Annotated in this window: 11 protein-coding genes; 7 read left to right on the top strand and 4 right to left on the bottom strand. The window is 56.8% G+C overall.

The features are described from left to right. Positions 1 to 111: 111 nt before the first annotated feature. Together thpR and BM395_RS13775 are read right to left on the bottom strand one after the other, a co-directional pair. Entirely contained in the window at positions 112 to 660 is a 549-nt protein-coding gene (gene thpR / locus BM395_RS13780; protein ID WP_090512754.1) for an RNA 2',3'-cyclic phosphodiesterase, read from the bottom strand. 15 nt (positions 661 to 675) lie between these two features. After that, on the bottom strand, positions 676 to 1,233 hold the full coding sequence (locus BM395_RS13775) for a cysteine hydrolase family protein (protein WP_090512753.1): 558 nt from the start codon (positions 1,231 to 1,233) through the stop codon (positions 676 to 678). 164 nt (positions 1,234 to 1,397) lie between these two features. Here BM395_RS13775 and BM395_RS13770 point away from each other — a divergent pair, with 164 nt between their 5' ends. Together BM395_RS13770 and BM395_RS13765 are read left to right on the top strand one after the other, a co-directional pair. Further along, the gene (locus BM395_RS13770) at positions 1,398 to 3,014 is read left to right on the top strand and encodes a 5-guanidino-2-oxopentanoate decarboxylase (protein WP_090512750.1); all 1,617 of its coding nucleotides are present in this window, start codon (positions 1,398 to 1,400) and stop codon (positions 3,012 to 3,014) included. 126 nt (positions 3,015 to 3,140) lie between these two features. Next, complete coding sequence (locus tag BM395_RS13765) at positions 3,141 to 4,166, top strand: LacI family DNA-binding transcriptional regulator (RefSeq protein WP_244528984.1); 1,026 nt, start codon at positions 3,141 to 3,143, stop codon at positions 4,164 to 4,166. Positions 4,167 to 4,244: 78 nt separating this feature from the next. Here the strand turns inward: BM395_RS13765 and BM395_RS13760 are convergent, their stop codons facing one another. Next, positions 4,245 to 5,120 carry a LysR substrate-binding domain-containing protein gene (locus BM395_RS13760; protein ID WP_090512748.1) on the bottom strand — a complete coding sequence of 292 codons (876 nt, stop codon included), beginning with the start codon at positions 5,118 to 5,120 and terminating at the stop codon, positions 4,245 to 4,247. A gap of 197 nt (positions 5,121 to 5,317) precedes the next feature. On the opposite strand from BM395_RS13760, the gene BM395_RS13755 reads away from it, so the two are divergent. From BM395_RS13755 to BM395_RS13740, 4 genes are all read left to right on the top strand, one after another. Next, positions 5,318 to 6,058, top strand: coding sequence for a class II aldolase/adducin family protein (locus BM395_RS13755; RefSeq protein ID WP_090512747.1), 741 nt, complete (start codon positions 5,318 to 5,320; stop codon positions 6,056 to 6,058). A 130-nt stretch (positions 6,059 to 6,188) separates the two neighbouring features. Beyond that, entirely contained in the window at positions 6,189 to 7,526 is a 1,338-nt protein-coding gene (locus BM395_RS13750) for a YjiH family protein (protein WP_090512745.1), read from the top strand. A 128-nt stretch (positions 7,527 to 7,654) separates the two neighbouring features. Then, complete coding sequence (locus BM395_RS13745; protein ID WP_090512743.1) at positions 7,655 to 9,391, top strand: amidohydrolase; 1,737 nt, start codon at positions 7,655 to 7,657, stop codon at positions 9,389 to 9,391. Between the two features lie 50 nt (positions 9,392 to 9,441). Further along, entirely contained in the window at positions 9,442 to 10,410 is a 969-nt protein-coding gene (locus BM395_RS13740) for a CobW family GTP-binding protein (RefSeq protein WP_090512740.1), read from the top strand. A gap of 44 nt (positions 10,411 to 10,454) precedes the next feature. On the opposite strand, the gene BM395_RS13735 is transcribed toward BM395_RS13740, so the two are convergent. Then, positions 10,455 to 11,783, bottom strand: coding sequence for a spinster family MFS transporter (locus BM395_RS13735; RefSeq protein ID WP_090512738.1), 1,329 nt, complete (start codon positions 11,781 to 11,783; stop codon positions 10,455 to 10,457). A gap of 283 nt (positions 11,784 to 12,066) precedes the next feature. Between BM395_RS13735 and ampC the strand changes: the two genes are divergently transcribed. After that, the gene (ampC, locus tag BM395_RS13730; protein WP_090512735.1) at positions 12,067 to 13,227 is read left to right on the top strand and encodes a class C beta-lactamase; all 1,161 of its coding nucleotides are present in this window, start codon (positions 12,067 to 12,069) and stop codon (positions 13,225 to 13,227) included. Positions 13,228 to 13,609: the final 382 nt, after the last annotated feature.

The following is a 13,609-nucleotide window of genomic DNA, read 5'->3' as shown; positions in this document are numbered from 1 at the left end:
GAGCTTGCGCGTGGGCAATCAGGCAGGATTATCGAGTTAAGACAGCACTGCAAACCGGCGACCTTCACCGGTTGAGCAACACCCTAACAGGCTTGTTCATCGACTGCCGTGCTAAACCCCGTCGAGTGGCCAGCGGGCGATTTCACGGTAGCGGCCTTGATGGGATTCAAACAACGCAAAGTAATCACATTTTAACCAAAATTCAGGTTCGCTTGGAGATTCGGGAAGCGTTGAGTTAAAACGCCGCGACAGGGTGACATGCGGGCGAAACTCCTTGGCTTCGGCACCGAGCCCGAGCGGCAGCAGTGCTTGTTGCAAGGCGTAGGCTAATTGGCCGAGGGCTTTCGGCGGCTGGCTTGGCGTAAGCATTAAGAGGGCGTTGCGCTGCCAGACCTCAAAGCGGTCGAGTGTGATGCGCAGCGGCGCTTGCGGGCGACGCACGGTTGCTGCCGCCTGACAAACCTGTTCAATCTGGTCGAGTTCGACCGCGCCCAGAAACAATAAGGTCAGGTGGAAGTTTTCACTGGGCACCGGGCTGCCATTGCGCAGCCCCAGCTCGCGTCGCCATTGGGCGATGGCCTTGCGTTGCGGTTGGGCGCAGGGCAGGGCGAAGAACAGGCGTTTTTGCGGCAGTTGAGGCTCGGGTGTAGATGGGCTCATGCGCGGGGCGTCCTCTCAGTTAGCCGGGCAAGTAGCGGGATCAAGTTGCAATTGGGCTGCGGTGATGCCAATCGCGCGCTTACCGAAACTTGAAATATTGGTCAGCGTGGCGTTGTGGTGAGCGATTATCTGCGCGGCGCTTAATACACCGTTATCGACCGTCGAGTGGGCATCGGTGATGAGCACCACTTCGTAGCCGAGGGCCAGAGCGCGGCGGGTTGTGGTGTCGACACAAAAGTCGCTTTGTAATCCGCAGATCACCAGGCGATCGATGCCATGTGCGTCGAGCAGTGCGCTCAGCTCGGTGTTGAGAAACGAGTCCGGTGTGGTTTTGCGCACGCGAAAATCATTCGGGCCGGTTGCAAGTGTCGCTGCCAGTTGCCAGCCAGCACTTCCAAATTGCAGCAAGCCTCTGGGCTCCTCATGTTGGATGAAAACAACTGGCAGGTTGGCGGCGTGCATCTGTGCGCTGAGCTGGTTGATTGCCGCGATCACACGGTCAGCCTCAAAGGCTGAATATTCACCCGTGCACAGTGCCTGTTGCACATCGATGATCAGTAACGCGGTGCCCATGGCGTCTCTCCATTAATGCCAGAGTGCGAGGTTATCAGGCTTGAGCCTGAGCTGGCAGAGGCGTTTTGTCGGTGATTTGGACAAATCTGATACGAGCTATGTTAGCGATAACATTTCGATGTTAGAGTACTGCCATCGCTTAATTATGTGCTTGGAGTGCTGTCATGCTGACGTGTGGAGAGTTGTTGGTCGAGATGTTGGAAGGTTTCGGTGTGGACACCGTGTTCGGGATTCCCGGGGTACATACCGTGGAGCTTTATCGCGGCTTGCCGGCCACCCAAATCACGCACATCACACCACGTCACGAGCAGGGCGCAGGCTTTATGGCCGATGGTTATGCGCGCGTCAGCGGCAAACCGGGTGTGTGCTTCATTATTACCGGGCCGGGCATGACCAACATCACCACCGCAATGGGCCAGGCGTATGCTGACTCGATCCCGATGCTGGTGATCTCCAGTGTCAACAACACCGAGCAATTGGCCATGGGCGGCGGGCGTCTGCATGAGCTGCCTTCGCAGAGTAATCTGGTGGCGGGAGTTGCAGCGTTCAGCCATACGCTGATGCGCGCAGATGAATTACCTGCGGTGCTGTCACGCGCCTTTGCGGTGTTCAACAGCGCCCGTCCGCGACCGGTGCATATCGAGATTCCGATCAATGTGATCACCGCCTCTGCCGATCACGTCAAGCGCAAGCTAGGCGCTGTGCCGAGCCGTCCGGCGCCATGCCCGGATGCAATTCTGCGCGCGGTAGACATGCTCAAGTCGGCCAAGCGCCCGCTGGTGCTGCTCGGCGGCGGCACAACCCATGCCTGCGCCGAGGCTGAGCGTCTGGTCGAGGCGCTGGATGCGCCCACCGCGTATACGATTAATGCCAAGGGCGTTTTGCCCAAGGGCCACCCGCTGGCGCTGGGCTCCAATCAGTCGCTGGTGCCGGTGCGCGAGCTGGTGCTGCAAGCCGATGTGGTGTTGGCGATTGGTACTGAGCTGGGCGAGACTGACTACGACGCCGTGTTCGACGGCAACTTCCAGATTGAAAGCCAGTTGATCCGGGTTGATATCGACGCTGAACAGCTCAATCGCAATTACCCGGCCGACATCGCCATTCTCAGTGACTCGCGCCTGGCAATTAAGGCGCTGTTGGCAGGCTTGGGTGAAGTGCCGGCATTCAATCCACAAGGTCCCGGCAGCAAACTTGCGGCGCAGGTGCGTGAGCAATTGGATACGCAAGTTCCTGAAGCTTGGCGTGCGCAAAAGCGCGTGCTGGATGTGTTGCAGGAAACCTTGCCTGAGATGATTTTTGCGGGCGACTCAACGCAGATTGTCTACTCCGGTAATCACTTGTTTGAAGCCAATCAGCCGCGCACCTGGTTCAATTCATCCACCGGTTACGGCACCTTGGGTTACGGTTTGCCAGCAGCCATTGGCGCCAAACTGGCCGCTCCCGAGCGTCCGGTGGTGGCGTTGATCGGCGACGGCGGTATTCAGTTCACGTTGTCGGAACTGGCTTCGGCGGTGGAAGCCAATGCACCGGTGATCGTCTTGCTGTGGAACAACAGCGGTTACGGCGAAATCAAACGCTACATGCAAAATCGTGACATCCCGACCATTGGTGTCGATATCTACACCCCGGACTTCCTCACGCTGGCCAAGGGTTTCGGCTGCAATGCCGAGCGCGCTGAAAGTTTCGAGCAGTTGCGTGAGTTGTTGTTGAGCGCGGCCAAGGCTGACCGGCCAACGATTATTGAAATACAGGAACATGCCGAGTTCCTGTCCGCCGTGTAAGCAGTTGCGCCGCAGCCACCAGTTGGCGCGGCCTTGCGCCTTCAGTTACATGCATTTCACAGCCCTTATTGGCCTGCGCTCTGTTGATAGGGATAATTGTTGAGTGACCAATAGGGGACTGTTTGCGTGATCAAAAATAAACCCACCGTGCAGGATGTGGCGCGCTTGGCGGGCGTGTCCGGCATGACCGTGTCGCGCGCGCTGAGCAAGCCTGAGCTGGTTTCGGAAGAGACCCGCAACCGGATTGAACAGGCCGTGCGTGAGTTGGGGTACGTGCCCAATCTGGCTGCCAGTGCCTTGGTTACTAGGCGCAGCGGAGTCGTGGGCGCATTGATCACCACAATCACCAACCCGATTCTGGCGACCACCATCGAAATTCTTCAACAAGGCCTGAGCAAGGCGGGTTTGCACATGTTGATCGGCGAGACGCGTTTCTCGCCCGAAGAAGAAACCAAGATGCTCCGTGCGTTTCTCGGTCGCCAACTCGACGGGCTGATCCTCGCATACGGCTATCACACCCCCGAAACCCTCACGTTATTGCAGGCGGCGCGCATTCCGGTGGTCGAGTTATGGGACTTACCAGAGGGCGATGAGCCGCGTACGCCGGTGGGGCAGGTGGTCGGCTTTTCGAACTGGGCGGCAGGCGCAGCAGCGGGTCAGCATCTGGTCGACTGTGGCTATCAACGGCCGGCATTCTTCGGCTACGAAGATGCGCGTGAAAATCTTCGCTGGCAGGGGTTTCGCCAAGCTGTAGTCGAAGGGCTTGGCATCGAGCCGCTGCGCTACAACACCTCGGCGATTCCGCATATTGATGACGGAGTTGCGGTGATTGAACGCTATGTGCGCGGTGAACTTGAGTTCGACGGCGCCTTCTTCACCAACGATATGCCGGCCATCGGCGCGTTGTTTACCTGTCAGCGTAATGGCATTGATGTGCCAGGCGAGCTGGGCATCTGTGGCTTCGGGGACTTGCCAATCGCCCGCGTGGCTTCACCGGCCTTGACCAGCGTGCGGGTGCCCGCAGAATTGGTTGCCAACACCACCGTGGAATTACTCACCCAGCAAATCAAGGGTGAAGGCGTTGGCGCGATGCTCAATGATGTCGGCTCTGAGTTGATTGCCCGCGAATCCACCGCACGGCGCAGCAGCTAGTTTTTGTCCGCAGGTGTATTAATGCAGCGATAGTAGGCTCAGGTTGCATTGACGCAGCCTGTTTAGCTGCCGTGTTGGTTACGCTTCACGCCATTGCAACAGCCATTGGGCGAAGTGATCGACCTTGGGTTCGCGGTTGTGTTTGGGGACTACGACGTAGTACTGACCGCAGTTCAAAGGCTGCTCGCAGGCGATAACCAGCCGGCCAGCGTCTACCTCTTCGGTGATAAAAAAGCGCGGCAGCACTGTGGCGCCCAAACCATGCAGCGCGGCATCGCGGACAAACTGGAAGTGTTCCAGGCGTTGGCCCGGGAGCATTTCAATTTCCTTTTGCGAAAGCCCTGCTGCATCCAGCCATAGCTGGGTCGAGGAGCGAAATTGCGCCGAATGCGCAGCATGGTGCAAGAGCGGGTAGCGCAAGATGTCCCGGCGTTGGTGGATTTCTCCATAGCGCTCAAGCAGCTCCGGCGTGCACACCGCGAGCATGTCGCCATTCATCAAATGATACGCATCGAAACCGGGCCAGTTGCCGTCGCCGTAGAGAATTCCGACGTCGTATCCCTCGTGGCCGTCATACAAACGGCGCAGGTCATTCATGATTTCCAGATCTATTTCGGGGTGCTGGCGAGCGTAATCACGCAGCTTGGGCAATAGCCAGCGCGTGGTGAAAGAAGGCTCGGCGCCCACGCGCAAGTGCCCGGTATGGCTGCTGCGAACCTGATGCGTAGCCGCTTCGATCTGGTCCAGCAGCAGGCTGATCTCTTGCGCGTACTGGCGACCCGTATCAGTCAGCAACAGGCGTTGCTTGACGCGTTCGACCAGCGAGCAGCCGAGCATGTCTTCAAGGTTCTTGATTTGCCGGCTCACGGCACTTTGCGTCAGGTTCAGTTCCGCCGCCGCCTTGGTCACGCTCATGTGGCGCGCGAAAGCGGTGAAACAACTGAGCGAGATCATGCTGGGAAGTTGTCGGCGCACAATAGTTCATGACGTTTTGGAATGAGTGTATCAAGGATAAATCGATATTTCTGACACAACAAGCGCCTTAACCTGACGCCTAGGGATGGCAGCTATGCCGCTGCACTGACTGAGCCTGCGTGCGGCATTGCATCAGTCAGTTTTCAGAGTGACATAACAAAAGGCGCAAATACTCGATGAGTGATTCAGTACACGAGCAATCGTTACGCACCGATCTGGCAGCAGCATATCGCCTGCTCGACCTTAATGGCTGGAGCGATCAGGTGTTTACCCATATTTCAGCTCGCCTGCCGAGCGCCGAGCCGTCATTTCTGATCAATCAGTACGGTCTTGCACCTGACGAAGTCTGCGCATCGAATCTGCTCGCCATCGACGTTAACGGCAAAAAGCTTGATCCGAGCCTGAGTGATGTCAATCCCGCCGGTTTCACCATTCACAGCGCCATTCATATGAACCGCCACGATGCGGTGTGTGTCATGCACACGCACACGTTGGCGGGTATGGCTGTGGCGGCAATGGAGGAGGGGCTGTTGCCGCTGAATCAGACCAATATGGCCTTCTACAACCGCGTGGCTTACTACGACTACGAAGGCATTCCGCTAGACCTCGAAGTACGCGAGCGGATTGTTGCGGCGCTGGGTAACCGCAACTGCGCGATCTTGCGCAATCACGGTTTGTTGACCGTTGGGCGCAGCGTGGCTGAGGCCTACTTCTTCATGTTCTATCTCAACAAGGCGTGTGAGATTCAACTGGAGGCCCTGAAAACCGGGCGTCCTTTGATTATGCCGTCCAGTGAAGATTGTGAAATGACAGCTCAGCAGTTCGAACACCCGGCTTATCACCAGGAGAGTGTTGAGCTGGTGTGGCAGGCCGAATTACGCAAACTGGACCGTTTGGACCCGACGTTTCGCGACTGAATACACGCAACCGCGTGACTTTGAATGACTAGAACTGCGTGCAAACCAGGCAGCACCACAACTATAAAAAGGTGAAAACATGCTGGAATCAAGCGAGACACAAACCACGTCAAGTCAACATGGAGCGCCATTGGGACCCTACACCACCAAGCAATTACTGCGTTTCATCATTCCAACTTTGTTTGGTGTTTTGTTGTTTCTGACGCCATTGAGCGTGGATGGGCGCATTACGGTGATGATTGCGTTCATCATCGACTACGTGAACGATGTGCTCAAACCGATGATGGTACCGGCCACCGTTGCTGTGGCGACGATTCCCAGCCTGATTACCTTGTTGGTGCGATTCAGTCCGCTGAAAAACAACCCCAATCGTTTTATTCAACTGTTCAATCCAAGCCTGGCTTGGACCGCCGTCAGGGTGATCGGTGCGGTGCTGATGTTGATGGTGTTTTTCGAGGTCGGCCCTGAGTGGATCTGGAGCCGCGACACTGGCGGGGTGATGTTGTACGACGTTGGCCCGGTGGTGTTGGCGATCTACTTGCTGTCCGCCATTTTGTTGCCGCTGCTGACCGACTTTGGCTTGATGGAGTTCATCGGTACCTTGGTCAGTCGTGTGTTCGAGAAGCTGTTCGGCCTGCCGGGTCGCGCGGCGGTTGACTGCGCGGCGTCGTGGCTGTCGGCGTCCAGCGTGGGCATCATGCTCACCACCCAGCAATACCGAAACGGCTTCTACTCCAGTCGTGAAGCCTGCGTGATCTCGACCAATTTCTCGATCGTATCCATTGCCTATTCCTACCTGCTACTCAAGCTGATTGGCATGGAGCATGTGTTTATTCAGTGGTATCTCTCGGTAGCGGTTACCGGAATTATCTGCGCCCTGATCGTGCCAAAACTGCCGCCACTGCGTGGTAAGCTCGACACCTACGCCCCAGGCGTTGGCAAGCAACTGGTGACCGATGACGACCATGGGCAGGGTTTGTTTGCCCTGGGTCTTAGCCGCGCAATCCAGCGCGCTGAAAAAGCCAGCAGTCCGCTGGAGTTGATCAAGCAAGGCGTGCACATCAGTGCCGACATCGCGATTTCGGTGTATCCGGCAATGATGTTGATCGGCTGCGTCGGCCTGTCACTGATCAAATACACCACGGTGTTTCATGTGTTGTCCATGCCGCTGGTGCCTTATCTGGAACTGCTGCAGATTCCGCAGGCCGCTGAGGCAGCCCCGGCGCTGCTGGCGGGTGTTGTCGACAGCATCATGCCGTCGATTCTGGCGTCTGGGATTGAGAGCGAAATCACCCGCTTTGTGCTGGTAGGCGTTGCGGTTACCCAGATCATCTTCTTCACCGAGGCGGCCATCATTCTGGTCCGTGCCAACTTCGGCCTGCACTTGCGTGACCTGTTGGCGATCTATCTGCTGCGCGTGCTGATCTCCTTGCCCGTGCTGTCGCTGATGGCGCACCTGGTCCTGTAGTCCGGCAATTTTCCCACCTTCACCCAGACACCCGAGTGGCGTCTAAGTGAAGGTTTTTTTATTCGCTATTTACTGCGCAGAGGGTTTTTCGTAGCACCCGCGCGCTTTGAACATGTGAGAACTATCCAATGGCCAAGTCTGATCAATATCTCTCCTCCAATATTGCGGGCGCCATCGGCGCTGCCGAGTTGGTGCTTTTCAATGGCCGTATTTACACGGTCAATGAGCAGCAGCCTTGGGTTGAGGCCGTCGCTATTAAACATGGCCGGTTTGTCGCGGTGGGCAGCTACGCCGATGTTCAGCCATTGATTGGCGAGCGAACGCGAGTGTTGGACCTGAATGGCCGCTTTGCCATGCCGGGTCTGTACGACATGCACACCCATCCCGACCTTGCGCTGGCGCCCGGCTATTCCGGAGATTTGAACATCGGGCTGGATGACCCGACGCCTGAGCAGGTCAAGCAGGCTGTGCTGGATTACGCGGCGGCCAACCCCGGTGAGGGCTGGATCTACGGGCAGTATTTTGTCCGGTACACCTTCAAGCAAGCAGGCCTGGGAGCGGATCGCGAATGGCTGGACAGCTTTATGCCGGATCGTCCGGTAGCAATTCTCGACCGTTCATGGGGCTGCATGATGGTCAACTCCAAGGCATTGGAGCTGGCAGGCATTGATGCCGACACCATGGACCCGCGCCACGGTTATATCGAGCGCGACAGTGTGACCGGCGTGCCTAACGGGATTTTGGTGGACGGTGCATACGCGTTGATCCACGCCGCCATGCCGCCAACCCCGCAGCATGCTTTGCAGCGTGCGTACCGCGAGGGTGTGCAGTTTCAGAGTGGTCATGGCGTGGTGGGAACCAAGTATGTGCATGTTTGCGAGCATCGCCTGAATGCACTGAAAGCTATTGATCAGGCCGGCGAGTTGACGGTGCGGGTCGAAGCCGCAATCAGTTGGCAGGATGATATTTTCCCGGTCAAGCGGCGTTGGGAGTTGCTCGCGGGTGAACGGCATTTCTATCGCAGCGCCCGGCTCAATGCCAACGCGGTGAAGTTCCATTTCGACGGCACTCATGAGTCGCGTTCCTCTTACCTGTCGAGCGTATGGCCGGGTGAAACCAGCTGGCGTGGGCATCTGAATCTGACGCCTGAGCATATCAGCGACATGGTCGTGGACATGGACCGAAAAGGCGTGCGGGTTATCGCGCATTGCACCGGCGATGGCGCGTCTGATTTGTTTCTCGATGCAGTGGCTGAAGCGCGTCGGCGTAATGGCGACAGCGGTGTTCGTCACCAATGTGCGCACAGCACGACTCTGCTCGATGCCAACCTGGAACGCTTCGCCCAGTTGCAGGTAACCGCTGAATTTTCCCCGGTGGGCTGGTTTCCGTCCTCCTTTGCCAACGCCCGTACGGTGTTCGGTGAGGAACGCATGCAACGCGCCTATAACTTCAAAGGCGTGCTCGATGCTGGCGGCGTAGCCGTGATGGGCACCGACTGGCCGGTATCCAGCATCAATCCATGGATCGGCTTCGAGGCGATGATCACCCGCGAGAATCCTTTTGGCAGCGAAGAGGGCAGCTTTTACGGCAACCCGATTACGTTAGAGCAGGCCATCCGTGTAATGACCATCAATGGCGCCTGGTGCATGGGCATGGAAGATAAGGCCGGCTCCATTGAAGTCGGCAAGTCGGCGGACTTGATTGTGCTCGACCGCGATCTGTTCGCACGCTCGGCCAAGGGCAATATTCATGACACTCAAGTTCAACTGACCTTGCTTGAGGGCGAGGTGATGTGGGATCGACAGGGCGAGTTCAACAACACCGACCATGCCGCAGTCTGGCAGGGCGAGTTGCCAAACTTCTGATTGATCGGGTCAGGGCCTGGCCCTGACTGCAAGCCAAGAGGCGGAAATTTATGCACAGGCGAGAAAGTATTCCGGTCACCATCGTTTCCGGATTTCTGGGGGCAGGCAAGACCACCCTGTTGAATCGCATTCTTAACAGCGATCACGGGTTGCGTATGGCCGTCATGGTTAATGACTTTGGTGCCATCAATATCGACAGCCAACTGATCGTCAGCCAGACCCAGACGACTGTCAGTCTGGCCAACGGCTGTATCTGTTGTACGGTCGAAAGCGACCTGATCGAGCAGATGGGGCGGCTGCTGGACAACCGCGAGAACCGGCCCGAGTACATTGTGATCGAGGCGAGTGGTGTGTCCAATCCGGTGAAGATTGCCAGCACCTTGCGTTATCCACAGTTTCGTAACGCTTTGCATATCGACAGCATTCTGACGGTGGTCGATGCCGCGCAGTTCGAATCACTTGAGGGTGACATGGCGCAATTGGCCATGGAGCAGTTGGATGCGGCAGACATTATTGTGTTGAACAAGATCGATCAGGTCAGTCCGCAGCAGGTGGACGCTCTGCGTTCGCGCTGGTTGTATCCCAATGTCAGGCTGTTGCAAGCCGTTGAGTGTGATGTGCCGCTGGAGTTAGTGCTTGGCGTTGAACGTTTCAAATCGGCGCAAACCTTCAGGCCGGTTAACGCCGCTGCACCCTCAGTTAAAACGCCGAGTGTGACGGATCACTCGGCGCTATTTGCGAGCTGGAGTTGGCGCAGCGACAAGCCATTGTCGCTCAAAGCCTTGCGCCAAACTCTGGCATCGTTGCCTGCTGACATCTACCGGGCCAAAGGTGTTTGTAATCTGGTTGAGGTGGCAGACAAGCGCTGTGTGCTGCATTTGGTTGGCAGCCGTAGTGAAATCAAGCCGCAAGACACGTGGCGTGGAACCAGCCCTTACAGTGAGTTCATTGTAATCGGGACGCACGGCGCAATTGATCCGGCCAATCTGCAAGCCGCCTTCGATCAGTGCGTCGCTTGAGTGGACGCTGCGCAAGATGGGCTTCATCTTGCGCAGCTGATTGTTCACGCCAGCGCCGCTTGCTCCATGCCGGTGCGCATGGTTTCTGCATCTTTTACAAAGCAGCGAGAGGCTTGCAGTAAGGCCAATGTGGTCAGCACAAATGCAACGGGAATCAGCAGCATTGCGTCGTGCAGGCCGATGGCCTTGAAGGTTTCGTTCATCTCGCTGGCGCCAGCTGCCAGCATGGCGGCGTGAGCGTAATGGTCCGACAACATTCCGACAACCACTGGGCCCATCCCGCCGCCGAGCAAGTACAAGCCTGCAAAAAACAGCGCGACCGCCGTGCCGCGTAGGCGTGGCTCGACCACGTCCTGAATGGCGGTGTACACGCAGGTGAAGTAGTTGTACGAAAACAGCCAGCCCACGCTGAACACCGCGATGAATACGCCCACTTCTATTTGTCCGGCGAGCAATGCGTAACCGGTTGCCAGTGCCGAGATGAACATGCTGATGGCGGCAAACATCAGGCGGCCGGTGGCCCAGCGCTGATGAACTTTATCGGCAGCCCAGCCGCCAAGTGTCAGGCCGAACAGGCCGGTAATCCCGACAATCACGCCCGTGGCCACCGCCGCCTGCTGCAACGGCAGGTGAAAGTAGCGTTGCAGCATAGGCACCATAAAGGTGTTGCACGCATAGCTTGCGAAATTGAATGCCAGCCCCGCCAGCAGCAACCACCAGAAGGTGCGAATGGCCAGGACTTTGCGCAGCGGTTTTTCGACTGGCGTGGTGGCAGACTTGACCACCTCAGCCGCCCCGCGTGAAGGTTCTTTGATCAGGAAGATAAACACAGCCAACAACATGCCCGGCACTGCGGCGATGAAGAAGGGCGCGCGCCAGTTGCCGAATGCTTCGACCATTGCACCTACAGTGAAGAACGCCAGGACCAAGCCGAGCGGTAAGCCGAGCATGAAAATGCCCATTGCGCGAGCACGGCGTTGGGTGGGGAACAAGTCACCGATCAACGAGTTGGCTGCAGGCGCGTAACTGGCCTCGCCAAGGCCTACGCCCATGCGCACAAACAGGAAGGTTATGAAATTACCGGCCATGCCAGTCGCGCCGGTAAGACCGCTCCAGACGAGCAGGCCCCAGCCCATGATCTTGCGCCTTGAGCCCGTGTCGGCCATGCGGCCCAACGGGATTCCGGCAATCGCATAGACGATTGTGAATACGGTGCCGGCCAGGCCCACCTGTAAATCGCTGAGGCTCCACTCCATGCGCATCGGTTCTATGATGATGGCGGGGATGGTGCGGTCAAAAAAGTTGAACAGGTTGGCCAGGAAAAGCAGAAATAATACGCGCCAGGCGTTCTTGGCTTGCTGGGACTCGTGCATGTAGCTGACCTCATTGTTGTTATTGGTGAGGTATTGCCAGGTTAAATATCGAGACACATGGCGGCTCGGTTTAGATAACGCATGTGCCGATCAAACGTTGCTTTGGCCTGAGCGTCAATCAAACAAAGCCATGGTTTGGAACGCTTATAAGGTGCGATTAGTCAGACGTATCAGCCTGCGATGGGTTTAGGTGATCAGTGTCGTGGTCAATTCTGCGCAGGTGCTGTAAGGCTGCGGTCATAAAAGATCTGTTGCTAATGGCTATTCAGGAGAAGGGTTTTCTATGTACGGAAGACGCACGGCGGTAACCGGGTTGTCACTGCTGGCGCTGTTGGCGGCTAATCCGCTGCAGGCAGCCAAGCTTAGCGAGACGTCAGTTAAGTCAGCAGTGGATCAGAGCGTATTGCCGCTGATGCAGGAGCAGGGCATCAAAGGTATGGCGGTCGGGGTGACCGTAGATGGCGAGCGCTATCTATATAGTTATGGCTTGGCCGCGGCCGAGGGGGCTGTTCCGGTAACCGAAGAAACCCTTTTCGAGATCGGCTCACTAAGCAAAACCTTCACCGCAACGCTGGCGGCGTATGCGCAAGAGAGCGGCCACTTGGCGTTGACTGACCGTGTGACGCAGCATTTGCCGGATTTGCGTGGTAGCGCGTTCGATAACATCAGTTTGCTGCAGCTCGGCACCTACAGTGCGGGCGGCTTGCCGTTGCAGTTTCCTGATGGCGTTAATAATGAGCCTGAGATGTACCGCTTCTACCGTCAGTGGCAGCCGAGCTATGCAGCGGGCAGTCATCGGCAATACTCAAACCCGAGTATCGGGCTGCTCGGCTATATCGCTGCGCGAAGCATGGGCAAACCGTTCGATACGTTAATGCAGAAACAGCTATTTCCGGCGCTGGGTCTTGCCCATAGTTATCTGCAAGTGCCTGCCGCCCGAATGCCTGATTATGCGCAAGGCTACATGGCCAATGGTCAGCCGGTACGCGTGAGTAAAGGAATGCTCGACGCACAAGCGTACGGGGTTAAAACCACGGCAGGCGATGTGCTGCACTTTATTCAGCTGAATATGTCAGGTGAAGCACTGAAGCAACCGTATCAACGGGCGATAGCGACGACGCAACGGCCTTATTACAAGGTTAAAGGCATGTACCAGGGATTGGGCTGGGAGCTGTACCGCTACCCGACAACGCAGGAGACGTTGCTGCAAGGCAACTCATCAAGCATGGCGCTGGAGCCACATCCGCTTAAGCCGGTAGCAGCGCGCGAGCAGGCTGGCTCCGAATGGCTGGTTAACAAAACCGGTTCAACCAATGGGTTCGGTGCATACGCCGTGTTCATCCCGTCCAAGCGAGTGGGGGTAGTGCTCTTGGCTAACAAGAACTACCCGAATGCACTGAGAGTAAAGGCGGCGCTGCAGATCATTGATGAATTGAAGCCATAAGGTTCTGCTGGACTCTGTCCTGGATGATGGCCTTTTAGTGCTGATTGAAACAAATCCGCAATAAACCCTTGACGGCAAAACTGAGGTGCCTATAATGCGCACCTCTTCCGGCGTCGACCTCTCGGAAAACTTCTTAGAAAACAAGAAGTTAGCTTAAAAAGAGGGGTTGCAAAACAGCGAAAGCTGTGTAGAATGCGTCGGGCTCTGAAGGGTGGTTTTAAAGCCTTTTAGAGTGATCGCCACGGTGATCGGAAGCGGTAGAAAACGAGGTGTTGACAGCGGCTTTGAACGCTGTAGAATGCGCCTCCCGCTGACGAGAAGCTGGTTTGATCGGAAGCGCAAGTGGTTGAGTAGATTGAAGAAATTCTTCGAAAAACAGCTT

The sequence above is a fragment of the Pseudomonas marincola genome (assembly GCF_900116605.1).
In the GTDB taxonomy this organism is placed as follows: domain Bacteria; phylum Pseudomonadota; class Gammaproteobacteria; order Pseudomonadales; family Pseudomonadaceae; genus Aquipseudomonas; species Aquipseudomonas marincola.
This window is presented reverse-complemented; position numbering and strand designations above follow the sequence as displayed.

Bases quoted from the DNA above. Each gene is read 5' to 3' on its own strand.
- thpR (WP_090512754.1), bottom strand. From the start codon at position 660: ATGAGCCCATCTACACCCGAGCCTCAACTGCCGCAAAAACGCCTGTTC.
- BM395_RS13775 (WP_090512753.1), bottom strand. From the start codon at position 1,233: ATGGGCACCGCGTTACTGATCATCGATGTGCAACAGGCACTGTGCACG.
- BM395_RS13770 (WP_090512750.1), top strand. From the start codon at position 1,398: ATGCTGACGTGTGGAGAGTTGTTGGTCGAGATGTTGGAAGGTTTCGGT.
- BM395_RS13760 (WP_090512748.1), bottom strand. From the start codon at position 5,120: ATGATCTCGCTCAGTTGTTTCACCGCTTTCGCGCGCCACATGAGCGTG.
- BM395_RS13755 (WP_090512747.1), top strand. From the start codon at position 5,318: ATGAGTGATTCAGTACACGAGCAATCGTTACGCACCGATCTGGCAGCA.
- BM395_RS13745 (WP_090512743.1), top strand. From the start codon at position 7,655: ATGGCCAAGTCTGATCAATATCTCTCCTCCAATATTGCGGGCGCCATC.
- BM395_RS13740 (WP_090512740.1), top strand. From the start codon at position 9,442: ATGCACAGGCGAGAAAGTATTCCGGTCACCATCGTTTCCGGATTTCTG.
- BM395_RS13735 (WP_090512738.1), bottom strand. From the start codon at position 11,783: ATGCACGAGTCCCAGCAAGCCAAGAACGCCTGGCGCGTATTATTTCTG.
- ampC (WP_090512735.1), top strand. From the start codon at position 12,067: ATGTACGGAAGACGCACGGCGGTAACCGGGTTGTCACTGCTGGCGCTG.